Genomic DNA, 23725 nt, shown 5'->3' with positions numbered 1-23725 from the left:
ATATAATGGACGTACTAGCCCAGATTAATAAAGAAAAGTTACCCCAGCACATCGCCATTATTATGGATGGTAATGGACGATGGGCAAAAAGACAAGGCCTTCTTAGAGCTGTTGGTCACAAAAAGGGATCTAAGGCCGTAAGAGAGGCCGTGGAAGCCGCTGCCGAACTTGGTGTGCCTTATCTAACCTTATATGCTTTTTCTACAGAAAATTGGAATCGCCCTAAAGCAGAGGTAGACACACTCATGAACCTCCTTGTGTCTTCATTAAAAAAAGAAATTTCAACCTTACAAGACAATGATGTTTCCTTAAACACTATTGGAAATACGAGCTCTTTGCCCAAAAAAGCACAAAAAGAACTCAATGAGGTTATAGAAAAAACAAAGAACAACAAAAGGCTTAAACTCACTCTTGCATTGAGTTACGGAAGTAGAGAAGAACTAATAAAAACTGTAAAAGAAATAAGCGATAAAGTTAAAAATAACCTAATTTCGCCAGCTGAAATAGATGAATCTTGTATAAATGAGCATCTTTACACCCATGACATGCCGGATGTAGATTTGTTAATACGCACAAGTGGAGAGCAACGAATTAGTAATTTTTTGTTGTGGCAGATAGCCTATGCTGAGTTTTATTTTACAGAAATACTGTGGCCAGATTTTAGAAAGGAACATTTACATGACGCTATTTACAATTATCAGAAAAGAGAACGAAGATTTGGAAAGACAAGTGAACAAATTAAATAGTGCATCTACTTTTTCAAAAGTGACAAGCCAATGGATGATTTTTTTAGCCCTTTTGAGCTTCACTTTTGCTCAAGCGCAAAGACAATTACCGCTAGACCCAGAAGTTAAATATGAAATTGCAGATATCACAGTAAGTGGAGTTTCTACTTATAATGAGAATACCGTCATTGCATTTACAGGACTACGAGTAGGAGAAGAGATTTTTCTACCTGGACAGAAAATAACGGACGTCATTAAAAAGTTATGGTCACTCGAGCTTTTCTCAGACATTAACCTATATGTTACTGGTATAAACGGTAATAAAGTTGACTTACAACTTGACATAAAGGAAGTTCCAGAACTTAATGAAGTTAAATTCAAAGGAATCAAACAGAAAAAAGGAGCCAGCTTTATCAAAGACAATGGTCTTAACAAAGGTGCAAAGGTTACAGAAAACCTAGAGACAACAGCAAAGAATTACATAGAGAATACCTACAAGAAGAAAGGATTTCTTAACTCTAAGGTATTTATTAATACTGTTCCTACTGCAGATAGTATAGGTGCAAACAAGGTCAACATGACCGTAAATATTGATAAAGGTGAACGAGTAAAAATTGCCGACATCAATTTTACAGGACGTGAAAAACTTAAAAGAGCTACCCTTCTAGGTTCTATGAAAAACACAAAGGAGAAAAAAATCTGGCGTGTATGGAAGCGATCAAAATTTATTAAAGCAGACTATGAGGAAGATAAAATTGCACTTATAGATAAGTACAAAGAAAAAGGATACCGTGATGCACGTGTAATCTCTGATACTATTATTAAAAATAATGACAAGAGCATTACTTTAGAGATTAATGTAGAAGAGGGAAATAGATACTATATTGGTGATATCGATTTTATAGGAAACTCTGTATACACAGATGAGCAGTTAAGTCGCCAACTAGGGCTTGTTAAAGGTGACGTATATAATGGTGTCTTACTGAAAAAACGTATTCAAGATGATACAGACCCAGACTCAGACAACATTGCAAACCTTTACCAAAATACTGGTTACTTATTCTCAAATATAAATGCCGTAGAGACAAGTGTTCAAAACGACACTATTGATTTTGAGGTACGTATCTCTGAAGGAAAACTTGCTTATTTTAATAAAGTAACTGTAAAGGGTAACGACAAGACTAAGGATAAGGTTATTTATAGAGAACTACGCACTAAACCTGGACAACGATACAGTAAAGATGCAGTGGTTAGAACGATTAGGGAGCTTGGTCAATTAGGATTTTTTGATGCACAGCAACTTACGCCTAACTTTGATAATTTTGATGCTGTAGGAGGTACTGTAGACTTAGAATACAATGTTGTAGAACAAGGTGCCAGCCAGATAGAGCTTCAAGGAGGCTTTGGTGGTGGAGGTTTTGTAGGAACGCTAGGTCTTTCTTTCAATAACTTCTCTATCCAGAACATTTTTAATAAGGATGCATACCAACCTCTTCCTATGGGAGATGGTCAGAAATTCTCCTTAAGAGCGCAAGCTAGTCAGTTTTTCCAAACGTATAGTGCTTCACTTACAGACCCATGGTTTGGAGGAAAACAACCGGTACAATTTTCAACTTCTTTTTCACATACGATACAATATCTATTTACAGGTATAAATAGCGGGAATGCTAGTGATCGTGTAGACAGAGACAGAAAGTTTTTAATTACAGGTGGTTCTATTGGACTATCAAAACGTCTTTCATGGCCTGATGGAAACTTTAGCCTATCACACGCTTTAAGTTTCCAGCACTTTGACTTACAAAACTATAATACGGGTCTATTTACCTTTGGTAATGGATCATCAGAAAACTTAGCTTATACTGTTGGTTTAAGTAGAAGAGAAGTATTTGGCGGACTCATATTCCCTACCGGTGGATCAGACATAAGTGTAACGGCTAAACTTACACTTCCTTACTCTGCTTGGAATGGGACAGATTACAAACAGCTTGCTGCAGATCGTGAAATAGCTGTAGAGAATCAAGATAGTGATGAGATAGGCCGCATTGATCAAGAGCGTTTTAACTGGCTAGAATACTACAAGGTTAAATTTGATGGTAAATGGTATACGCCGATAGTTGGCAAATTTGTCCTACAAACGGGAATTGAATTTGGATGGCTTGGAGCTTATAATCAAGATAGAGGCGTACCTCCATTTGAGCGTTTCTTCTTAGGAGGAGATGGTCTAGGTGGTTTCTCACTAGATGGTAGAGAGATTGTACGACTTAGAGGTTATCCTAACCAAGCCGTAACTCCTATTGATCGAGGAGCAGCGCTTTCTAGCACAAATCAAGCAAATGATGGTGCAACTATTTACAACAAATTCAGTTTAGAACTACGCTACCCAATTTCGTTTAATCCTCAAGCGACTATTTATGCATTAACTTTTGCAGAGGCTGGATCATCTTATGACAATTTTAGAGACTATAACCCGTTTCAATTGAGTAGATCTGCTGGAGCAGGAATTCGTATATTTATGCCAGCCTTTGGTTTATTAGGATTGGATTTTGGATATGGATTCGACCCAATTCCTGGTACTGTAGGAGCAAATGGATGGGAAACACACTTCATTATTGGTCAGCAGTTCTAATTTTTGGCACGATTATTTCTAATGCAATTCTGAAATTATGAAGACACCAGTTTTTCTCTTACTAATCGCAACAATGTTGTTATCTACTTCTTCACTAGAGGCTCAAAGAGCTAGTGGTGTACGTATAGGATACATTGATATGGATTACATACTTGAAAATGTTCCTGAATATCAAGAAGCATCTGCACAGCTTGATGATAAGGTTAGTAGATGGAAAGGTGAGATTGAAACAAAACTGGAAGAAGTTGCTGCTATGAAAAAGCAACTAGATAATGAAAGAGCATTACTTACAAAAGAGCTTATAGAAGAACGTGATGAAGAAATCACTTTTGAAAGAGATTTAATATTAGAATACCAGCAAAAACGTTTTGGACCAGGTGGAGATTTAGCTATCCAGAGAAGACAACTTGTTGAGCCAGTACAAGACCAAGTATTCAATGCAGTACAAGAGATTTCTGCAGCAAAGAAGTTTGACCTTGTTTTTGATAAATCATCAGACTTAATGATGCTTTATACGGCAGACAGACTTAATATAAGTGACCAAGTATTAAGAAGCATCACTAGAGCTGCCAAACGTAATCAAATCAACAGCAAGAAAGACGAGAGAGATTTTGATATCGATGAGGCAAAGACGGTAGAGCAAGATAAAGCTAGTCAAGAAAGACAACGAGCAATAGACGCCAAGACTGCCGAACGTGAGGCTGCACTTGAAGCTCGCAATAAAGATAGAGAGACTCAAAAGGCAGAACGTCAAGCCGCTTTTCAAGAAAGAAGAAGATTATTACTTGAAGAACGCCAGCGCAAGAAAGATTCTATACAAGCCGCACGTGCAGCAAAAACCACAACATCTAGCGGAAGAGGCACACCATCATTAGGAACAGATCCTGCAAATGCAAAAGCCGCTAAAGAAGCTGCCATTGCAGAGAGAAAAAGAAAAAAAGATTCTATTATTGCTGTAAGAAAAGCAAGGAGAGATTCAATTTTAGAAGCAAGGAAAAAGAAAACTACGCCTCCAGCTCAAAATGGCAATAACGGAGACGGTAGATAACCCTTATTAATTATTACACTTAACTCAAATTAGATTAAAATGAAACAGTTTACAAAAGTATTAGCAGCAATTGCACTTATCGTAGGAATGAGTAGCGCTATGCAAGCACAAAGCAAAGTTGCACACATTAACTCACAGTCTCTTGTAGAAGCTATGCCAGCATATAAGAATGGGATGTCTGAGCTAGAAAAGCTACAGAAATCTTATGATACAGAAATATCTGCAATGGGTACAGAGCTTCAAAAAACATACGAGCGTTATACTCGTGAGGCAGAAACTCAAACTGAAGAAGAGAATGGAAGACGTATGCAAGAAGTTCAAGAAACAAGATCAAACATAGCGAAGTACCAACAAACTGCATTACAGACACTTCAGAAAAAAGAGCAAGAACTTCTTAAGCCTGTATACGAAAAAGCAAGAGTAACGATTCAAAAAGTAGCAAGAGAAAAAGGATTTGATTACGTACTTGATTCTACAACTGGAGCTGCAGGAGTTATCATGGCAGATGGTTATGACTTAATGCAAGACGTGAAAACTTCTTTAGGAATATAATTTTAAGATATTCTTTCGCTCAAGCGAAAACAAATATTAAAAACTGCCCTTTTTAAAGGGCAGTTTTTTATTTTAGATACATGCAAGATAAAGGTAACATTGGGCTTTTTGATAGTGGTATAGGAGGCACTTCCATTTGGAAAGAAGTAGTCACACACCTACCGTATGAAAACACCATATACCTTGCTGATAGTAAGCATGCACCTTACGGCGCAAAGTCAAAAGAGGAAATAATTGCGCTATCAGTAAAAAACACAGAAAAGCTTATACAACTAGGCGCAAAAATTATTGTTGTTGCTTGTAATACCGCGACTACAAATGCGATTGATTACCTCAGGAAAAATTATGACATCCCATTTATAGGCATTGAACCAGCTATCAAGCCTGCGGCACTCAATTCTAAAAATAAAACCATTGGTATTCTAGCGACCAAAGGAACGCTAAACAGCACCCTGTTTCAAGATACTTCAGAGAAGTGGACACAAGGGACTAAAGTTATAGAAGTCATAGGAGAAGGTCTCGTACCGCTTATAGAAAAGGGGAATCTTGAGAGTTCCGTTTTAAGAAAACTCCTTGAGTCATATGTTGCTCCTATGATTGCCCAAGAGATTGATTACCTCGTTTTAGGATGTAGTCACTATCCATACCTCATCCCACTTCTAACTGAGTTATTACCTCAAGAGGTAACTATCATAGATTCTGGACTAGCCGTTGCTCGCCAGACCAAATCTGTTCTTACTGAAATAAACGCCTGCAATACCGCTACCATTGGAAATCATCAATTATTTACAAATGGGGATCCCAGTATTTTAAAAAAAGTATTAGTACGCTTTCGCGAAAGCGTAACCCCTCCACTTGATATCACTATTAAGAAACTTGATTTTTAGCGCACCTAATTATTGAAAATAGGTGAGTAAGTTTGCTTTTTGACTAGCAGAAACCATTACCTCTTTCCCACTACTCAACACGACGCTTCCTCCTTTACCCTTTTTATAAGCGGTGATTTCGTTTACATTGACTAAATATGATTTGTGAACACGTGCAAATCCAAAATCTGTAAGCGCATCTTGAAAAAATTTAAGCGTTTTACTTACCAGTTTCTTCTCGTCATTTTTCAGGAAAATCTCTGTGTAGTTATCATCTGCCTTGCAATACAAGATATCTTGTGCAGATAGCACTTCAAAACCATCTTGTACTGGAATAGTGATTTTACCTTGCTTGTCAATTGTATGTGCAGTGAGAACTTTATTATCTAAAGCATTCTCTTTTGACTTGATCTCACTCACGTAATCTACCGCTTTAATTAGTTCATCTATAGAAACCGGCTTTAGTAGATAGTAAGATGCGTGTGTGTTGAGCGCATCCATGGCATACTGATTATATGCTGTCACAAAAACCGTCTCAAAACTACGGTCGCCTACTTGCTCTAGTAAATCAAAAGCGTTGCCCTTAGGCATTTCTACATCTAGAAAAACCAAGTCAAGCTCATGGTTTCTTATGAGTACCAACGCTTCATCAACATTTGCTGCCTCACCTACGATGTCAACTTTAGGACAGTACTTAGTGAGATAGTTGCGCAAGATCTCTCTACTAGTCTCTTCGTCTTCTACTATAATGGTTTTGAGCTTCATGAATTATACTTTTTTAAGAGTGAGCGTCACTTTTGTCCCTTCTCCTGAATCAAATACATCAGAGACGGTAACAGCGATACGATCACCGTACATCTCATTGAGAATGGCAATTCGCTTTTTGATATTCCCCATTCCCTTAGATTTTTGTTTCTTTTGATTCTCCGTCTTCAATGCTTTACTACGTGTACGTCCTACTCCATCATCTGAGACCGTTATAATTGCCGTATCCTCATCCTTTTGATCAAAACTAATGCGCAGCATACCTTTCTCTTCTTTATAACGCATTCCATGCCACACAGCGTTTTCTACATAAGGCTGCAATAACATAGGTGGAATCATAAAGGAGCTTACATCTAGCGCTTCATCTACCTCAATCTCATAATCAAAACGATCTTTAAATCTAAAATGCTCTAGCATCGTATATCTCTTGATAAGGTCTATCTCGCTTGATAGTGGTATAAAATCTTCCTCACTATTCTCTAGCACGGCTCTCATGAGGATAGAAAAATCTGAAAGATATTTATTGGCCGTACGTTCATCATTTGTGGCTATAAAACTATTTACCGAATTCAATGCATTAAAAATAAAATGTGGATTCATTTGTGATCGCAAACTTTTAAGAGCAAGGAGGTTATTTGCATATTGTTGCTTCTTACTACTTCTATACATAGAGAATGCCGTAAGTAACAATAATGCCGTGACCAATATTAGAGATCCAATGATTACTTTTTGCCTAGTATCTCTAGCCTCTACAAGCTCCTGTTCTTGAAAAGCAAGCTGATATCGACTCTCATTCAGTTGTCTGTCTTTTTCAAGACTAATAATTCTATTCTGCTTTTCGGTAATATCCTTTGCAAAGCGGGTGGCTTGGGAGATTTCTTGCTCTTTACGGCTATAACTAAGATCTACAATATTTTTATACGCCTCATAAGCTTCCTTAGCTTTGTCTATATCGCCCTTATCGCGATATACCTCAGAGAGTCTGCGCCTTGCATTTTTCTCCACTATTAGATCTTCCTTATCACGTGCTTCTTCTATACTCTTCTCTAAAAAAGTAATAGACTCTTCGTATTTATTTTGTGCGGCCAGTGCAAATCCTATCTTATAGTTTTGTTTTTGTACTGTTATCACATCATCATTAGCTATAGAATCTGGTGCAACTAGGCTTATATCCTCTATTGCAGATTTACGCAACTCAATCTCTGCATCATAAGATTTATTTCTACTATAATAATCTGCAACTTTAGTCTTTGCTCTTACGGCAGACTCCGTTTTTTCAATATTAGATAACTCGGCTGCCTTAGAGTAATTTAAAGCAGCGGCTTGCGGTGCTCCTTGTTGATCATAAGCATTACCGATTTTTGTATTTAGTCTTGCTGCGTCTGATGGTTTTTGAAGTTGGGTAACTTTTTTCTCCACCTCTTCATAATTTGTGATAGAGGTCACATAATCACCCGTTGCAACATAAGCATCACCTAGTCCTTCTTTTACTGTTATTTGTTGCGTTGCAGTAAGCTCCATCTCTGTAAGCTTGGTGTATAGTCTTATACTTTCTTGATAATTTTTATTGTTATAATATGCCTGAGCAAGTGCAATTTCAACAGGAACACTTGGTTTATTTTTGATGCTCAATTTATAATTAGTTACCGCAAGATCATACTGCTTCCAGTGGCTATAAATATCTCCTAGTAGCTCAAAACTCTTAGCTCTTTCGGTTATCGAAATGTCAGGAATAGAAAGGGCTTGTGCCACTTTATCAACCCCAGCAGCGGCATTTGATTTATAAACCTGCGTTGCCTCATTAAGTAACGAATTAAACGTTATAGGCGCTGCTTCAATATCTGAAACTTCATCGAATTGAGTTAACTTTTCTATAGGTCGCACTTCTAATTTAATACGCTGCTGGTCTTTTATTGTGTAAAAAACAGTCTCAAAATCTTCACTACGTATCACCAGCTCATCACCTACTTTGGCAGCTATTCTAAACTCTCCATCACTACCTGAAGTTGTATAAGCTCCACCTGTGACCTCTACATTTGCCTTAGCAACAGGTTTCATGTGTTCCGTATCAAGTATACTTCCTTTTAAAGTAAAAACTCGATTCGTACTTCTACTCACCGCCTCGCGTTCTTCTTGAGAAAAGACTGTGTACGACCCCAGCAAAAGAAGAAGTATAAATAATATGTGATTTCTTGTTTTCATTGTAGTCAAACTTACTCTAAAAAAATAGCATCGTAAAACCATAAAAGATGCAAACACGCCTATTTTCATGGTTTTACCCATAAAAACATTCCTTTCACTAATCATCCAGGGTCGTTTACTCATTCATCTGTCCTATTCACTCATTCTACCTAAAATTTGGCTTATTACACTAGTAATTTTGAATTCTATTCATCATAAAAATCAGCAAATGAAAACTCTTTTTATCCTAGCAATTACACTTGCTCTGCACAGCGGGCTCCTAGCCACAAATGTAAATGTGGATGGTCACGCTTTCGCGAAAGCGGAAAAAAATCACACCTCATCATTAAAAAAAGATCCCGTACAAAACACCATTAAGGTCGCATTACTCTTAGACACTTCTAATAGCATGGATGGCCTTATAGATCAAGCACGAGCACAATTGTGGGAGCTAGTAAATGAATTAGCCGAAGCCAAATGCGGAAATGAAAGCCGTCCGGATCTCAAAATTGCACTTTATGAATATGGAAATGACAGATTGAACGCAAGAGAAGGCTACATACGTATGGTAAATTCCTTTAGCACAGATCTTGATGAAATCTCTAAAAATCTCTTTTCTCTCACAACAAATGGAGGAAACGAATATTGCGGTAATGTGATTCAAAATTCGCTCAATCAATTAGAATGGGGTAAAAATAAAAACGACCTCAACCTTATTTTTATAGCTGGTAATGAACCTTTTGACCAAGGCCCAATACGTTATCAAGATGCAGCCAGCAATGCATGTGGAAAAGATGTGACAATAAACACAATTTTTTGCGGTAATTACAATGAAGGAATGCAAACCAAATGGAAGGATGGCGCATCCCTTACACAAGGAGATTATATCGCTATAAATAGCGACAAGGCAACAGTGCACATCCCATCGCCTTATGATGAGATGATACTACAAAAAAATGAAGAGCTTAATAAGACCTATGTAGGTTACGGAAGCCTAGCCTCTTCTAAAATGGCCTTACAAAATAGTCAAGACAGCAATGCACAATCTTATGGAAATGCAAATGCTGTAAAAAGAGCAGTAAGCAAGAGCTCTAGGCTGTATAAGAATACCAGCTGGGACCTTGTAGATGCCATGGAAGAAAATGAAGAAATAATAGTAGAACTTGAGGAAACTAGCTTACCTGAAGAACTCAAAGGAAAAAACGAAAAAGAGATTAAGAAATATGTTTCTGAGAAAAAGATACAGCGAACAAGAATACAAGAGGAAATCGCTAAGCTCAACATAAAGCGTAAAGAATTTCTTGAATCTAAAACCAATACTAAAGACAATGAATTGCGCAATGCACTACTAGATGCTATAAAAAAGCAAGGTCATGCAAAAAACTATAGCTGGGAATAATTACCGCAAAATACTCATTATAAACACCTTGCACAGCACATCGTCTGCAAGGTGTTTGACTTTGTGATAATCTTAACGTCTATATAAAAACCTCCCACCGTATAACTAAGAAGTAAACACTAAACTAAACACTTATGATTATTTCAAGAGTTACAAAGAATACCCTACTTATTGCGATGACTGCTGGAGCACTTACCTCTTGCGTCTCAAAAAAGAAATACACTCAGCTTCAGTCTGAGTACGACACTACAAAAGTTACTTTGACTAAAACTAAAGTAGAAAAAGAAGAAATAGAGGCAAAATATGCGGCTATAGAGCAACGTGTAGATGATTATAATACTAAAATCAATTCTTTACGTGACTCTAACGTTGATTTACAAGCATCTAATGACGCTAAATTTGAAATTACTGCTAACGGTACGGTAATGTCAGAAAACACAAAGCAAAAGCTACGTGCTGCGCTGGCAAATGTAGATCCAAGTGAGCTTGCTCAAGCTCAAACGCTAGAAGACTCAATGAATCTTGCCGTTTCTCATAAACTTAAACGTAACCTTGATAAAGATGTTTATGGAGCAAATGCACTAGATGACATTAATATAGATATAGATGATACTGTAGTACAGATTTCTATTTCAGACAAGATGTTATTTCGCTCTGGAAGCTATAGAGTAAGTAAGGAAGCAGATGCTCTTTTAAGACGTATTGCTGCCGTAGTAAATTCTGAACCCGCTGTAGAAGTTATGGTAGAAGGTCATACAGATAGTCGTACTGTAAAAAAAGGCTCGTACCTCAAAGACAACTGGGATCTAAGTGTTCAACGCGCAACAGCCATCGTACGTGAGCTACAGAATAAACATAATGTAGATCCATCTAAACTAATTGCCTCTGGACGTAGTAGTTATGTTCCTTTAGTAGAAAATGATACTAAAGAGAATATGTCAAGAAATAGAAGAACTAGAATTTTAATTCTACCTAATCTTGATAAATTTTTAGCCCTAATGGCATCAAATGAATAAGAGCTATAATCCCTTATATTTATAAAACTAAAAATCCCTCGCCATCACTGGCGAGGGATTTTTTATATTTTAAACTAGGTATCTAACCGAATGCTAGTTGATAGCAGGGCAGTTACAGTCATAAGGTTCTTTATTTTTACCTAGGTTGATACCAAGTGTAATCTGATGAAAACCTCCGTTAGTTAGCACCACTGAATTGCTTTGGTATGAATAGGTATATCCTATCATAAAACGATCATACATACCACCTACAAATGGTGTTACATACTGTAGCTTTTGAGACTCAATAGATTCTCCGTTTGTGGTAAACTCTGCTCCATCAAAAGTTCTCCTGTAAGAAAGTCCTCCCCATAGTCTTCCCCAATCTGTTTTGTAATATGCCTTACCGTTTACATCAAAAGTAGACTCGCCTGTCGTATCAGTTGCTTGAAATAACACAGATGGCTCAAAACTCCAATTAGAAAAATTAGGAGAGATTGTATAAGCCATAGATATTAAATAGCGTCGTTGATTGCTAGACTCAAAATCTTCACTAAAGATGTCTCGCTTTACTGGAATAGCATTTTTTACAGCAAAATGAGCAGAGAAGTCTAAAAAGTTATAAGACACTCCGAAGTCAATGTTTACATAAGAATCGCTTTGCTCAATGCCAGCTATAATAGGGTCAAAATCTGTAAGATCAAAGCTAGTTTCGTCAAGTTTTCCTTGAATTATACCTGCACTTATACCAAAGGACAATTGATTTAAATCTATGTAATTTCTACCTAATAATAAATGATATGCAAAAGTTGCATAAGCTCCTTGTTGAGAAAAGTAACCATTACTATCGTTAAATAATATCCCTCCTACTCCTATATTATCTCCTAAGCGACCATTAATACTTATAGTTTGTAATGCTGGCGCATCTTCTAGTCCGGCCCATTGTGAGCGAGCTGTTCCTCTCAATTTAGTAGTTTGTGAAGCACCTGCCATCGATGGATGTAATAAATACAAATTGTCTTGTAGATAATCAAGATATACCGGAATACCTTCTTGAGCTATGGCAAACTGCGTAAAAAACAACGCTATTAGAAAGTAGGATTTCTTTAGACTCATGGACTTTTCTTTTTCTATACGGCTACAAATCGAAGGATTATTGCCCCATACGACTGTATACTTTTAACTTGAGTAAGATCTATAAAAGACAATACTTCCATAGCTCTCAAATATAGGACTTTTTACAATACATCACGCCATATAACTACCCAACTACAATAGACATTCCTTTAATAGCAACGATTATTTGTTAGTGTTTTAGCTATATAATGAAGTACATTAACAATAAAAATCTATAAACCCATTACCCGCACTTTATATACCAAGTACGCTCTATCTTCCCTACCTTTGTAAAAAAATTATCAATGTCAACATATAGTATATCTGTAGAAGGAACTTCTAACCCTGCTATTAAAAAATTTCAGGCAGATCAATTTCTAGTTAATCATAACAGCTACGAATTTAAAAATATAGATGAAGCTGCAAATTCGCCGCTTGCTCAACAGTTGTTTTATCTTCCATTTGTAAAAACAGTATATATTACTCAGAACTTTGTTGCTATAGAAAAGTACAACATTGTAGAGTGGATTGATGTTCAACAAGAAGTTGCAAATCAAATAGAAGATTATCTTAACGATAATGGACTTGTTATCATAGAAGATGTTGCCGCAAAGAAAATACCGGTAACAGTTTATGCCGAGTCCACACCTAACCCATCAACACTTAAGTTTGTAGCAAATAAAAAGCTGGTTACTACAGCTTTTGAGTTTAAAAGTATAGATGACACGGCAAATGCTCCTATGGCAAAGGCTTTGTTTCACCTTCCTTATGTAAAGGAAGTTTTCTTTGATGAAAACTACATATCTGTTCAAAAGTATGATGTTGCAGAGTGGGATGAAGTTGTAACTGAAACTAGAGAGTTTATACGTGACTACATTCAAGATGGAAAAGAAATTGTAACAGCGGCTCAACTTAAAACGCCACAGCAAGCAGAAGCGATTGCCGAAGAAAAGTTTGAGAGCCTCGATGATATCTCTAAGGAAATAGTAAACATTATTGAAGAGTATGTAAAACCAGCAGTTGCAAGTGACGGTGGAAATATCATGTTTAAGGGATATGATCCAAAAACACAAAATGTTTCTGTAATTCTTCAAGGAGCTTGTAGTGGTTGTCCTTCTAGTACGTTTACACTTAAAAACGGAATAGAAAATATGCTTAAGCAAATGCTACCAGGTAAGATTAATATGGTAGAAGCTATTAACGGCTAGATTTATAATCTCACAAAATTAAAAAAGCCTCATTACATAAAAATGTAATGAGGCTTTTTCTGTTAGAATAACGTTTACTATTTAAAAGCATTCTCTCCTGTAATATCAAGCCCTGTTATAAGCAAGTGTATGTCGTGTGTACCTTCATAAGTAATTACACTCTCTAGGTTCATCATATGGCGCATAATACTATACTCTCCTGTAATACCCATACCACCTAGCATCTGGCGTGCCTCACGAGCAATTTTTATAGCCATCTCAACATTATTACGCTTTGCCATAGATATTTGTGCAGACGTAGCTCTATCTTCATTCTTGAGCTGTCCTAGTCTAAAAGCTAATAATTGTGCCTTTGTAATCTCTGTAATCATTTCTGCCAGCTTCTTTTGCTGCAATTGGAATGCGGCAATAGGCTTCCCAAACTGGATACGCTCTTTTGCATAACGCAATGCAGTATCATAACAGTCCATTGCGGCCCCTATCGCTCCCCAAGCAATACCATAACGTGCCGAATCAAGACAACCTAATGGTGCTCCTAATCCAGATTTGTTTGGCAATAAATTTTCTTTAGGCACTTTTACATCTTGAAAGATGAGCTCTCCTGTTGCACTTGCTCTAAGTGACCATTTATTGTGAGTCTCTGGAGTAGAAAATCCTTCCATTCCTCTTTCTACTATAAGACCGTGTATACGTCCCTCTTCATTTTTTGCCCATACAACAGCCACATCACAAAATGGGCTATTTGAGATCCAAAGTTTTGCCCCATTTAAAAGATAATGGTCCCCCATATCTTTAAAGTTTGTGACCATCCCACTAGGATTAGACCCGTGATCTGGTTCTGTAAGTCCAAAAGATCCCATAAACTCACCAGAGGCTAGTTTTGGTAAAAACTTGTTACGTTGCTCTTCAGAACCGTATTTCCATATAGGATACATCACTAGTGAAGATTGTACAGAGGCAGTAGATCGCACGCCAGAGTCACCACGCTCTATCTCTTGCATTATAAGTCCGTAAGAAATTTGATCTAAGCCAGCTCCGCCATATTGCTCAGGAATATATGGTCCAAAAGCACCTATTTCTGCTAGGCCTGGAATGATAGATTTTGGAAACTTTGCGTCTTGCGCTGCTTGCTCTATTATAGGTGATACGTCACGCTTTACCCAAGCACGGGCAGCATCACGTATTAATTTATGTTCTTCGGTAAGAAGGTCGTCTAGATTATAATAATCTGGAGCCTCAAAAAGATCTGGTTTCATAGCTTAGTTTTTTGCATCGTAAAAGTAGCGAAAACGTTTTCAATGCCCAAAACCCAGCTTACATTTTGATATAGAAGTCTTTAACCAGTGAGACATATGCATCCGTATAATCGTGACGTGACTTTTCGATAATAAGCGTTGTTATCTCTGCGGGACTTTGCGGGGTTACGCTTTCGCGAAAGCGGTCTTCTCCACCTACCACTTCTTCACCTTGAACAGCAAATGAGAAAGACATTAGACTGCGCTTTACGGGTGCGTCTGGGGTTCCTTTTACTCTGGTAATTCTTGTAGGCACAAGTTGTGCTCTAGAACATAGCAAAATAAAATCCGCTTCACGCTCATAAGGGATTATCACATTAAATATACCTTCTGGCGAAAGCAGCTTTGCCACCGCTCCCACAAGTAATTCAAAAGGCATCGCAGACTCAAACCTTGCTTGCTCTCTTGCATCTTGGGCAGCACCATCATTTTGCGACTTTTCTTTTAATGCGTCTTGTGAGGCTTGTGTGAGATCTTCTGTATAAAATGGCGGGTTACAAACTATAAGGTCATACTCATCATCTACCTCTGCCGCAAACTCATATAAATGTGCGTGGTAACAAAACAGACGATCGCCCCAGTCACTGTTTTCAAAATTTTCGGTAGCCTGCTCATAGGCATTATCATCTAGCTCTACGGCATCTATAGTTTGTGCATCGCAGCGTTGTGCAAGCATAAGTGCAATCACACCTGTGCCTGTCCCTATATCAAGTATACTATCTGGGTAAACCTCTGTAGACGTCCAAGCACCTAGCAAGACACCATCTGTGCCTATTTTCATCGCACAGCGATCTTGAGCGATGGTAAACTGTTTGAATTTAAAGGGTTTTGATGACATTATATGTATAAATCTATCAAGCCTTCAGGTAGTTCGAAATGCATTTGCTTGTTCTCGCGGTCTACCTTTTTGATAAAGTCATCTACCATAGGGATGAGTACTTGAGAGCCATCACGATCTATCTCAAAAATAGCCTGTGTGTTACTATCATTTACATAAGTGATGGCACCTATCTCACCAAAAGCTTTGTCTACCGCAGTAAAGCCTACTACCTCGTGGAAGTAAAATTGATCTCCCTTTAACTCAGGAAGCAAATCTAGAGGCAAATATAAACCTGCGCCTATCATATCATCTGCATCTTCTTCCGTATCTATATCTTCAAATTTCACACGAAGCAAACTGGATTTATGCAACTGTGAAGTCTCTACAAAATAAGGCACCAGACTAGGCCCAAAATCAATAAACACGGAGTCCATGTCTACATACATTTCTGGTTCGTCAGTATCAAGTTTAGCCAGAAGTTCGCCTTTAAAACTATACTTTCTAACTATTTTTCCGAGGTAGAAACAATCTTCTTTTTTCATAGGGTGTAAAAATACGGGATATCTTATAAAAAGTCTTAAAAGTTAATTGATAAGCAATATCAAGCATCGCGTTTGACCTCAATAGAGCAGCAATAAATTTAAGCCATAAAAAAAGCCCCAATAATTAAATCAGGGCATTTTCAAAATGTTGCGAAAGCATAACTGCTTCCACGAGTTTTTTACTCTTCAGAATCTGAAGCTACTGCTTCACCTTCTGCAGGTGCATCTTCAGCGTCTGCAACCACTTCTGGTTGAGCTGCTGCGATACGAGCCTCGTTTACAGCTTTTTCAGCTGCAAGAGCTTCTGCTTTTGCTTTTTCTTCTGCTTGAGAAAGACTTCCTTTCTTAGCTTCTACTTTACTAGCTTTCTCCGCTACCCAAGCATTAAATTTCTCTTCTGCTTGCTCTTCAGTAAGTGCACCTTTACGCACACCACCAGCTAGGTGATTTTTAAGCATTGCTCCTTTATAAGAAAGAAGACGCTTTGCAGTTTCTGTAGGCTGCGCTCCGTTTTGTAACCATGTTACAGCAAGATCAACATCAAGGTCGATGATTGCTGGGTTACTGTTAGGATTGTAAGTACCTATTTTTTCTAAGTATTTACCATCTCTCTTTGCGCGAGCATCTGCTGCTACAACCCAGTAAAAAGGTTTACCTTTCTTACCGTGTCTTTGTAATCTAATTTTAACTGACATAAAAGTTAATTTGTGGGGTACCCGACCCCGTTTTTTAAATAAGTGTGCAAATATACTATAATTTTTCTGGCACTCATCACGTTATATCTTTAATATAAAGTACTTTTGCCCTCTATTATTGATTTTTTATTATGCGTAATTTACTGTTTGCTCTCATCTCTATTGTTACATTTATTTCTTGTAGTACTATAGAAGATAATACAGCTACATTTCAAGGTGTTCGTGATACTGTATTACTTCGTATTCCAGATAGTCGAGCAATTTTTGGTGAAGACGGAGATTTATTGATACGCGGAGAACGTGGTGCAGAAGTTATAAGCTTTCAAATACAAAACCAAGCACAAACTCAAATTACATTTGGCGGTCAGAACAACCCTAGTGTTGCTACCTATATTAATAAAGATGGAAAGGTATTTACTACTGCATCATCCCAAGCTAGCGGTCTATTAGACTTTTCGTTTAACGGTAACAACGCAGTTTCTGGTGATTTTAAATTTATAGCTTTTACTCCGTCATTTGCAGATACTGTAGTATTTAGTAAAGGTGTTTTCTTCAAAGTACCTATCCTGACTCCGGTAGTAATTGAGCCAGAAATTGAAGATATAGATGATAATTTCCAAGCCCTCATTAACACAACAGTATTTAATTCTATAGTCATTAATCACATTATCTCTGGTAATGTTATCACGGTTCTAGGCCGTACATCTTCTACCAATATAGCTATAAGCTTCCCTATAAACAGCACACCTGGAACATACACTATTGGTTCAAATCCTGACTTCTCTGCCGCTTACACCACTCCTTCAGGAATCTCAAATGCCATATCTGGTGAGATTACGATAATTGCTAATGATCAAGAAAATAACATAGCCGTAGGTACATTTAACTTTATGACTGCGCAAGGTTTTTCAATTACTGATGGTGCGTTCACCATTAATTACTAGTGAACTTAACATTACACTTCCCATTTACTGCATCACTAAGTTTATAGGCATCAACATTGACCTCTTAACTTCTCGTTTAAAAAATTTGCAAACGACATTCTCAAATAGGTAGTTCTCACAATTACCTAGCAACTACCCTTGTCTTAGGTTAAGATACTTGATCTGTCCAGAAAAGTTGTTTATTGACTTTTAACCGCTCTGTTTTACCAGTACTATCTTCCATTGCCTCCCGTCTTATCATACTATTAAGACAATTAACATCCTTTTACGTTAAAAGAAGCCAATTATAATCACTTTGGGTTAAAGGTAGTTAAACCCTTTATGTATAGTGTTTTAAGCCCATATCTTTACACCAATACTAACAACAAAAACAGACATTATGAATTATACAGAAGAAGTAGCAGATAAATTAAACAACCTATTAACGAAGTCATATGATGCAGAGGCTGGCTACAAGAAAGCAGCAGAAAATGTAAAAAATACTGGCTTAAAAAACTTTTTTCAGAACCGTGCACAAGACAGATACAACTTTGGGCATGAAATTAAAGAAGAGGTAAGAAGTTTTGGACAAGAAGTAGATAAGGGAACAAGTTTCCAAGCAGATATGCACAGAGCATGGATGGACGTAAAAACAGCATTCTCTACAGATGATGATGAGTCAACACTAGAAGAAGCTATTCGTGGAGAGAAAGCATCAGTAGAAGCATATAATGAAGTACTCGCAGAGACATCACTTCCAAGTTCTACAAGGAATGTATTAGAAAAACAACGCAATAGCATCCAGAATGCATTGAATGAAGTAAAGACTTTAGAAGAGTGGGCATAAGCACATTAAGCACGCCAGATAAAATTAAAAATCCAGCCATAATGGCTGGATTTTTTTTGTGCATAAAAGTTGATAACTCATAGCTGTAATTTCATGTAAAAAGCACTAAAATGTAGTACTTTTCATATCCACTTTTTCTACGCCTATGTACCTTATTTTTGATACCGAAACCACCGGACTTCCTAAAAACTGGAATGCTCCACTTACAGACTCAGATAACTGGCCTAGAGCGATACAGATCGCCTGGCAGTTGCATGATGAAATGGGGAACGTCATAGAGCATCAGGATTATCTTATCAAGCCAGATGGATTTGACATTCCTTATGATGCAGAGCGCATACACGGTATCTCTACAGCACTTGCCGAAAGAGATGGGATTGAACTCTCTGAAGTACTCTCAAAATTTAATATTGCACTTTCAAAATCAAAGTATGTTGTAGGTCAGAATGTGGGCTTTGATACTAATATTATGGGTGCCGAGTTCCACAGACTCAATGTAGGTAATAACCTTCAAGAACTACCCGTACTAGATACCTGTACAGAAAAGACCGCCACTCTATGCCAGCTACCTGGAGGACGTGGTGGCAAGTTTAAACTACCTACGCTTACAGAGCTTCACAATCATCTTTTTGGCGAAGGTTTTGGCGAGGCGCACAATGCCACGGCAGATGTGGAGGCAACTACTCGTTGCTTTTTAGAACTTATACGCCAGCGTGTTTACACAAAAGAAGAACTTGATGTTGCACCAGATTATTTTGATAGATTCTCTCAATCTAATCCACAGCCTATTGAGTTCATTGGACTCAAACACATAAATCTCAAAAAGGCTTCGGCAAAAATTGCCCAAGCACTAGCTGCCCAAGATGATACCCCAGAGATTTCTAAGGCAGAAATAGAAGAAAATAAAGAACAACTTTCTGATGTAAAGTTTGCTCACCTTCATAACCACTCACAATTCTCCATATTACAATCTACCGCAAGCGTTCAAGATATTGTAAAAGCTGCCACACTACACAAAATGCCCGCTGTTGCTATGACAGATATGGGAAATATGATGGGTGCTTTTCACTTTACAAAAGCGGTAAAAAGTCATAACGCTTTCGCGAAAGCGGAAAACGCAAAACTCACAGCAGCAGGAGAAGCAGAAGAACATGTGCCGCTTAAAGCCATCATAGGCTGTGAATTTAATGTGTGTGTTGACCACAAAAACAAAAGTCAGAAAGACAACGGATATCAAATTGTCATTTTGGCCAAAAACAAAAACGGATATCAAAATCTTTGTAAAATGGCCTCTATAGCCTATACAGATGGGTTTTATTACGTTCCCAGAATAGACAAACAAGTAATTGAGCAATACAAAGAAGATCTCATTGTACTAACGGGAAATTTATATGGTGAAGTGCCCAGTAAGATTCTTAATGTAGGAGAAAAACAAGCCGAGGAAGCTCTTATTTGGTGGAAAGAACAATTTGGTGACGATCTCTATGTCGAATTGATGCGTCACGGGCAAGAAGATGAAGATCGCGTGATGCCTGTTTTAATTACGCTTTCGCGAAAGCATGACGTAAAACTTATCGCATCTAATAACACATTTTACATAGACAAGTCTGATGCAGATGCGCATGATGTTTTACTTTGTGTAAAAGATGGTGAGAAAGTAGCCACACCAAAAGGTCGAGGTAGAGGATATCGTTTTGGTTTACCAAACGACGAATACTACTTTAAGAGTGCAGATGAGATGAAAACGCTTTTTGCAGATGTGCCAGAAGCTATCTTAAATGTACAAGAGGTTGTTGATAAAATTGAACCTTACGAACTAGCAAGAGATGTATTACTTCCAGCATTTGACATACCACAAGAATTTGTATCTCCAGAAGATGCCATAGATGGTGGAAAACGCGGTGAAAATGCTTTCTTAAAACATCTTGTTTACGAAGGAGCAAAAAAACGATACGGACAGGATCTCTCTGAAGAAGTTATAGAACGCTTGGATTTTGAGCTAGATGTAATTGAAAAAACAGGCTACCCAGGATACTTCTTGATTGTAGAAGACTTTATAAGAGAAGCTCGTAACATGGACGTTTCGGTAGGTCCCGGACGTGGATCTGCAGCGGGATCTGTTGCAGCATACTGTTTATGGATTACAAACATAGACCCGATGAAGTATGATTTGCTTTTTGAGCGTTTCTTAAATCCGGATCGTGTAAGTATGCCCGATATTGATATTGACTTTGATGATGAAGGTCGCGGGCGTGTAATGCAATATGTAATTGATAAGTATGGTGCAAATCAAGTAGCACAAATCATCACTTACGGTACAATGGCTGCAAAGTCTTCTATACGTGACACCTCTAGAGCATTAGACCTATCACTAGGAGATGCAGACCGTATTGCAAAGCTCATACCTACTATGAGTAAGCTGCGCAAGATCTTTGGTAAGACAGATGCAGAGTTGCGTAGTTCTTTTAGATCTGATGATTTGCCTAAGGTACAAGAGCTTATAAATATAGAAACTCAAGACAACCTGGAAGGGCAAATGCTACGTCAAGCAAGACAGTTAGAAGGATCTGTACGTAATACAGGAATACATGCTTGTGGTGTGATTATCACACCTAGTGACATTACAAACTTTGTACCTGTCGCACTAGCCAAAGATTCTGATCTTTACGTAACCCAATTTGATAACTCTGTAGTAGAGGAAGCTGGGCTGCTTAAAATGGATTTCTTGGGTCTGAAGACCCTTACACTTATAAAAGATACTGTTAAGCTTGTTAAGTATCGTCATGATATAGATCTCGACCCAGAGAACTTCCCCCTTGATGACGAAAAAACGTATGAGTTATTCCAGCGCGGTGATACCGTAGGGATATTTCAGTATGAATCTCCAGGAATGCAAAAGCACATGCAATCGCTCAAACCTACCGTGTTTGAAGATCTTATTGCAATGAATGCCTTGTATCGCCCTGGACCGATGGAATACATACCGTCATTCGTAAGAAGAAAACACGGAGAAGAAGAGATAGAATATGACCTTCCAGCCATGGAAGAATACCTTAAGGAAACGTACGGTATTACTGTCTACCAAGAGCAAGTAATGCTTCTTTCTCAAAAGCTTGCAGATTTTACAAAAGGTGAGGCCGATGTACTTCGTAAGGCAATGGGTAAAAAGCAAATTGCCGTTCTTGATAAAATGAAGCCTAAGTTTATAGAGCAGGCTTCTGCCAAAGGACATGACCCAGAAAAACTAGAGAAAATCTGGAAAGACTGGGAAGCATTTGCCGCATATGCATTTAACAAGTCACACTCTACATGTTACGCATGGATTGCTTACCAAACAGCATATTTAAAAGCACACTACCCAGCAGAGTATCTTGCTGCTGTACTGTCTAACAACATGAATGACATAAAGCAAGTAACATTCTTTATGGAAGAGGCAAAACGTATGGGACTAGAAGTACTAGGGCCAGATGTAAATGAATCTTTTAGAAAATTTACGGTAAATGATAATGGCGCTGTACGTTTTGGTATGGGTGCGGTAAAAGGCGTAGGTACAGGAGCTGTTGCCACTATTGTAGAAAATAGAAAAGAGGGAAAATACAAATCTGTTTTTGACTTTGCTCGTCGTGTAGACCTACGTGCTGCAAATAAGAAAGCTTTTGAAAGCCTGGCTCTTGCTGGAGGTTTTGATGAACTAGATGGTGATACTCATCGCGCTCAATTTTTTAATCATGACGGAGATGGTATTACTTTCTTAGAAAAAGCCGTAAAATATGGTGCTCGTTATCAAGAAAATGAAAACAGCTCACAGGTAAGTCTCTTTGGAGAGTCTAGCGAAGTCCAAATACCAGAACCAGAAGTTCCACCATGTGAAGAATGGGGAACTATGGAAAAACTCAAACGCGAGAAGGAGGTTGTGGGAGTATATATCTCTGGCCATCCGCTAGATGATTTTAAGACAGAAATGGAAACATTTTGTAATGCAACGGTATCTAATTTCCACCAGATGGAGGCCTACGTGAATAGAGAGCTCACCTTTGGTGGCGTAATATCTGACGTACAACATCGCGTATCAAAAAATGGAAAAGGATGGGCAGCTTTTACTGTTGAAGATTTTACAGATTCCTTTGAGTTTAGAATGTTTGGAGAGGAGTATCTCAAGATGCGTCACTTTTTGATCCCTAATAGCTTTATACATGCAAAAGTGTTTATTAAGGATGGGTTTACAAACAGAGAAACAGGTAGAAAAGGTGATCCAAGAACGCAGTTTAATAGTATCCAGCAATTGCAGGATGTGATGGAAACAAACGCAAAGAAACTCACCATAAATATTGACATCAACGAGGTTGCGGAAGCCCGCATAGAAGAAATAAAGAATATTCTTGATATCCATGTAGGCGATGCAAAGCTCCACTTTCAAGTATTTGAACCACTTGAAAAACTCTTTGTAAAAATGCCTAGTAAACGCATGAAAGTAAGAATTTGTCAAGAACTTCTAGACACCTTAGAAGAGAACAGTGTTCACTATAAATTAAACTAGCTACGCCACATTACGAGGATTAAACAACTTCCTTCGCACTAAGATAGTTACTTCTTCCATGTAACTATCTGTCTCTAGTGTGTAGGTGAATTTTTGTGAATGCTCGTTACTTTTTACACTCTGTATACTAGCCTGATGCAAAATGAATGCTCCATAATTTGGGTAACCTAGGTATTTGCAAAGCTTTTCTATCATCCTCGCATTAGGCGATAATTCTTTAGCTTCTGCATCTTCTATATAATTATTATAGTAATTGAGAAGTGTTCTTCTTGAAATTTGGTAATTAAACTCACACCAGAGACTATTTGCTAGGTGATCTGCCCATTGTGTTTTTGTGTTTCCGGGGGTTTCTGTTTGCGCTTTCGCGAAAGCGGACAAAACAATTTTTCTAAACATCATAATGGTCGTTTTTGTTTCTAAATCATTCCTACATTTTTTCTATTAAGGACTGGAAAGTATTTTCCATCGGTTTTCCATCTAGCGCTCTTAATAAGCTAGATATTTACGTATCTAAAAGATAATCAGTACACAAAGAACGATAAATAGCACTTAGCTCCATAAAGGAAATCCGTAAAACGGGCTATT

Annotated in this window: 19 protein-coding genes; 11 read left to right on the top strand and 8 right to left on the bottom strand. The window is 37.8% G+C overall.

Annotation, left to right across the window (positions count from 1 at the left end):
* Positions 1-5 precede the first annotated feature (5 nt).
* From SJY23_RS06560 to murI, 5 genes are all read left to right on the top strand, one after another.
* Positions 6-746 carry an isoprenyl transferase gene (locus tag SJY23_RS06560; RefSeq protein WP_035334721.1) on the top strand — a complete coding sequence of 247 codons (741 nt, stop codon included), beginning with the start codon at positions 6-8 and terminating at the stop codon, positions 744-746.
* The gene (locus tag SJY23_RS06555; RefSeq protein WP_396597912.1) at positions 679-3351 is read left to right on the top strand and encodes an outer membrane protein assembly factor; all 2673 of its coding nucleotides are present in this window, start codon (positions 679-681) and stop codon (positions 3349-3351) included. Before SJY23_RS06560 ends, SJY23_RS06555 begins: the two co-directional genes overlap by 68 nt.
* Before the next feature lie 37 nt (positions 3352-3388).
* Positions 3389-4399: an OmpH family outer membrane protein gene (locus SJY23_RS06550; protein WP_396597911.1), complete on the top strand. Its 1011-nt coding sequence runs from the start codon at positions 3389-3391 to the stop codon at positions 4397-4399.
* 39 nt (positions 4400-4438) lie between these two features.
* Positions 4439-4951, top strand: coding sequence for an OmpH family outer membrane protein (locus SJY23_RS06545; RefSeq protein WP_035334726.1), 513 nt, complete (start codon positions 4439-4441; stop codon positions 4949-4951).
* 80 nt (positions 4952-5031) lie between these two features.
* On the top strand, positions 5032-5838 hold the full coding sequence (murI, locus tag SJY23_RS06540; protein ID WP_396597910.1) for a glutamate racemase: 807 nt from the start codon (positions 5032-5034) through the stop codon (positions 5836-5838).
* Positions 5839-5847: 9 nt separating this feature from the next.
* Here murI and SJY23_RS06535 read toward each other — a convergent pair whose 3' ends face one another.
* Both SJY23_RS06535 and SJY23_RS06530 read right to left on the bottom strand, forming a co-directional pair.
* Positions 5848-6582, bottom strand: a complete 735-nt coding sequence (locus SJY23_RS06535) for a LytR/AlgR family response regulator transcription factor (RefSeq protein WP_396597909.1) — start codon at positions 6580-6582, stop codon at positions 5848-5850.
* Positions 6583-6585: 3 nt separating this feature from the next.
* Positions 6586-8784 carry a histidine kinase gene (locus tag SJY23_RS06530; protein WP_396597908.1) on the bottom strand — a complete coding sequence of 733 codons (2199 nt, stop codon included), beginning with the start codon at positions 8782-8784 and terminating at the stop codon, positions 6586-6588.
* Positions 8785-8992: 208 nt separating this feature from the next.
* Here SJY23_RS06530 and SJY23_RS06525 point away from each other — a divergent pair, with 208 nt between their 5' ends.
* Both SJY23_RS06525 and SJY23_RS06520 read left to right on the top strand, forming a co-directional pair.
* Positions 8993-10162, top strand: coding sequence for a VWA domain-containing protein (locus SJY23_RS06525; RefSeq protein ID WP_396597907.1), 1170 nt, complete (start codon positions 8993-8995; stop codon positions 10160-10162).
* Between the two features lie 134 nt (positions 10163-10296).
* Positions 10297-11178, top strand: a complete 882-nt coding sequence (locus tag SJY23_RS06520) for a flagellar motor protein MotB (protein ID WP_396597906.1) — start codon at positions 10297-10299, stop codon at positions 11176-11178.
* Between the two features lie 93 nt (positions 11179-11271).
* On the opposite strand, the gene SJY23_RS06515 is transcribed toward SJY23_RS06520, so the two are convergent.
* A complete protein-coding gene (locus SJY23_RS06515) occupies positions 11272-12273 on the bottom strand; it encodes a type IX secretion system membrane protein PorP/SprF (protein ID WP_396597905.1) in 1002 nt (333 codons plus the stop codon).
* A gap of 305 nt (positions 12274-12578) precedes the next feature.
* Here SJY23_RS06515 and SJY23_RS06510 point away from each other — a divergent pair, with 305 nt between their 5' ends.
* Complete coding sequence (locus SJY23_RS06510; protein ID WP_035334734.1) at positions 12579-13481, top strand: NifU family protein; 903 nt, start codon at positions 12579-12581, stop codon at positions 13479-13481.
* Between the two features lie 77 nt (positions 13482-13558).
* Here SJY23_RS06510 and SJY23_RS06505 read toward each other — a convergent pair whose 3' ends face one another.
* The 4 genes from SJY23_RS06505 to SJY23_RS06490 all read right to left on the bottom strand — a co-directional run bounded on the left by SJY23_RS06505 (position 13559) and on the right by SJY23_RS06490 (position 16833).
* The gene (locus SJY23_RS06505) at positions 13559-14737 is read right to left on the bottom strand and encodes an acyl-CoA dehydrogenase family protein (RefSeq protein ID WP_396597904.1); all 1179 of its coding nucleotides are present in this window, start codon (positions 14735-14737) and stop codon (positions 13559-13561) included.
* Between the two features lie 58 nt (positions 14738-14795).
* Complete coding sequence (locus SJY23_RS06500) at positions 14796-15614, bottom strand: tRNA1(Val) (adenine(37)-N6)-methyltransferase (RefSeq protein WP_396597903.1); 819 nt, start codon at positions 15612-15614, stop codon at positions 14796-14798.
* Positions 15614-16138, bottom strand: a complete 525-nt coding sequence (gene rimM / locus SJY23_RS06495) for a ribosome maturation factor RimM (RefSeq protein ID WP_396597902.1) — start codon at positions 16136-16138, stop codon at positions 15614-15616. Before rimM ends, SJY23_RS06500 begins: the two co-directional genes overlap by 1 nt.
* Before the next feature lie 179 nt (positions 16139-16317).
* A complete protein-coding gene (locus SJY23_RS06490; protein WP_396597901.1) occupies positions 16318-16833 on the bottom strand; it encodes a 30S ribosomal protein S16 in 516 nt (171 codons plus the stop codon).
* A gap of 131 nt (positions 16834-16964) precedes the next feature.
* On the opposite strand from SJY23_RS06490, the gene SJY23_RS06485 reads away from it, so the two are divergent.
* From SJY23_RS06485 to dnaE, 3 genes are all read left to right on the top strand, one after another.
* Entirely contained in the window at positions 16965-17777 is an 813-nt protein-coding gene (locus SJY23_RS06485; RefSeq protein WP_396597900.1) for a DUF6252 family protein, read from the top strand.
* A 379-nt stretch (positions 17778-18156) separates the two neighbouring features.
* The gene (locus SJY23_RS06480; protein WP_035334740.1) at positions 18157-18603 is read left to right on the top strand and encodes a PA2169 family four-helix-bundle protein; all 447 of its coding nucleotides are present in this window, start codon (positions 18157-18159) and stop codon (positions 18601-18603) included.
* Between the two features lie 145 nt (positions 18604-18748).
* Positions 18749-23140: a DNA polymerase III subunit alpha gene (gene dnaE, locus SJY23_RS06475; RefSeq protein WP_396597899.1), complete on the top strand. Its 4392-nt coding sequence runs from the start codon at positions 18749-18751 to the stop codon at positions 23138-23140.
* Here the strand turns inward: dnaE and SJY23_RS06470 are convergent, their stop codons facing one another.
* Complete coding sequence (locus SJY23_RS06470; protein WP_396597898.1) at positions 23141-23539, bottom strand: hypothetical protein; 399 nt, start codon at positions 23537-23539, stop codon at positions 23141-23143.
* Between the last annotated feature and the right edge of the window lie 186 nt (positions 23540-23725).

The organism is Dokdonia sp. R86516 (genome assembly GCF_044596715.1).
Classification (GTDB): Bacteria; Bacteroidota; Bacteroidia; order Flavobacteriales; family Flavobacteriaceae; genus Dokdonia.
The sequence above is the reverse complement of the archived record's forward strand: the minus strand, read 5'-3'. Positions and strand labels throughout refer to the sequence as shown.

What these genes read in the sequence shown, in the direction of transcription:
- SJY23_RS06545 (WP_035334726.1), top strand. Translation starts at nt 4,439, where the DNA reads ATGAAACAGTTTACAAAAGTATTAGCAGCAATTGCACTTATCGTAGGA.
- SJY23_RS06485 (WP_396597900.1), top strand. Translation starts at nt 16,965, where the DNA reads ATGCGTAATTTACTGTTTGCTCTCATCTCTATTGTTACATTTATTTCT.
- SJY23_RS06520 (WP_396597906.1), top strand. Translation starts at nt 10,297, where the DNA reads ATGATTATTTCAAGAGTTACAAAGAATACCCTACTTATTGCGATGACT.
- SJY23_RS06470 (WP_396597898.1), bottom strand. Translation starts at nt 23,539, where the DNA reads ATGATGTTTAGAAAAATTGTTTTGTCCGCTTTCGCGAAAGCGCAAACA.
- SJY23_RS06550 (WP_396597911.1), top strand. Translation starts at nt 3,389, where the DNA reads ATGAAGACACCAGTTTTTCTCTTACTAATCGCAACAATGTTGTTATCT.
- SJY23_RS06510 (WP_035334734.1), top strand. Translation starts at nt 12,579, where the DNA reads ATGTCAACATATAGTATATCTGTAGAAGGAACTTCTAACCCTGCTATT.
- SJY23_RS06515 (WP_396597905.1), bottom strand. Translation starts at nt 12,273, where the DNA reads ATGAGTCTAAAGAAATCCTACTTTCTAATAGCGTTGTTTTTTACGCAG.
- dnaE (WP_396597899.1), top strand. Translation starts at nt 18,749, where the DNA reads ATGTACCTTATTTTTGATACCGAAACCACCGGACTTCCTAAAAACTGG.
- SJY23_RS06480 (WP_035334740.1), top strand. Translation starts at nt 18,157, where the DNA reads ATGAATTATACAGAAGAAGTAGCAGATAAATTAAACAACCTATTAACG.
- SJY23_RS06530 (WP_396597908.1), bottom strand. Translation starts at nt 8,784, where the DNA reads ATGAAAACAAGAAATCACATATTATTTATACTTCTTCTTTTGCTGGGG.
- rimM (WP_396597902.1), bottom strand. Translation starts at nt 16,138, where the DNA reads ATGAAAAAAGAAGATTGTTTCTACCTCGGAAAAATAGTTAGAAAGTAT.
- SJY23_RS06505 (WP_396597904.1), bottom strand. Translation starts at nt 14,737, where the DNA reads ATGAAACCAGATCTTTTTGAGGCTCCAGATTATTATAATCTAGACGAC.
- SJY23_RS06555 (WP_396597912.1), top strand. Translation starts at nt 679, where the DNA reads ATGACGCTATTTACAATTATCAGAAAAGAGAACGAAGATTTGGAAAGA.
- SJY23_RS06560 (WP_035334721.1), top strand. Translation starts at nt 6, where the DNA reads ATGGACGTACTAGCCCAGATTAATAAAGAAAAGTTACCCCAGCACATC.
- SJY23_RS06525 (WP_396597907.1), top strand. Translation starts at nt 8,993, where the DNA reads ATGAAAACTCTTTTTATCCTAGCAATTACACTTGCTCTGCACAGCGGG.
- SJY23_RS06535 (WP_396597909.1), bottom strand. Translation starts at nt 6,582, where the DNA reads ATGAAGCTCAAAACCATTATAGTAGAAGACGAAGAGACTAGTAGAGAG.
- SJY23_RS06490 (WP_396597901.1), bottom strand. Translation starts at nt 16,833, where the DNA reads ATGTCAGTTAAAATTAGATTACAAAGACACGGTAAGAAAGGTAAACCT.
- SJY23_RS06500 (WP_396597903.1), bottom strand. Translation starts at nt 15,614, where the DNA reads ATGTCATCAAAACCCTTTAAATTCAAACAGTTTACCATCGCTCAAGAT.
- murI (WP_396597910.1), top strand. Translation starts at nt 5,032, where the DNA reads ATGCAAGATAAAGGTAACATTGGGCTTTTTGATAGTGGTATAGGAGGC.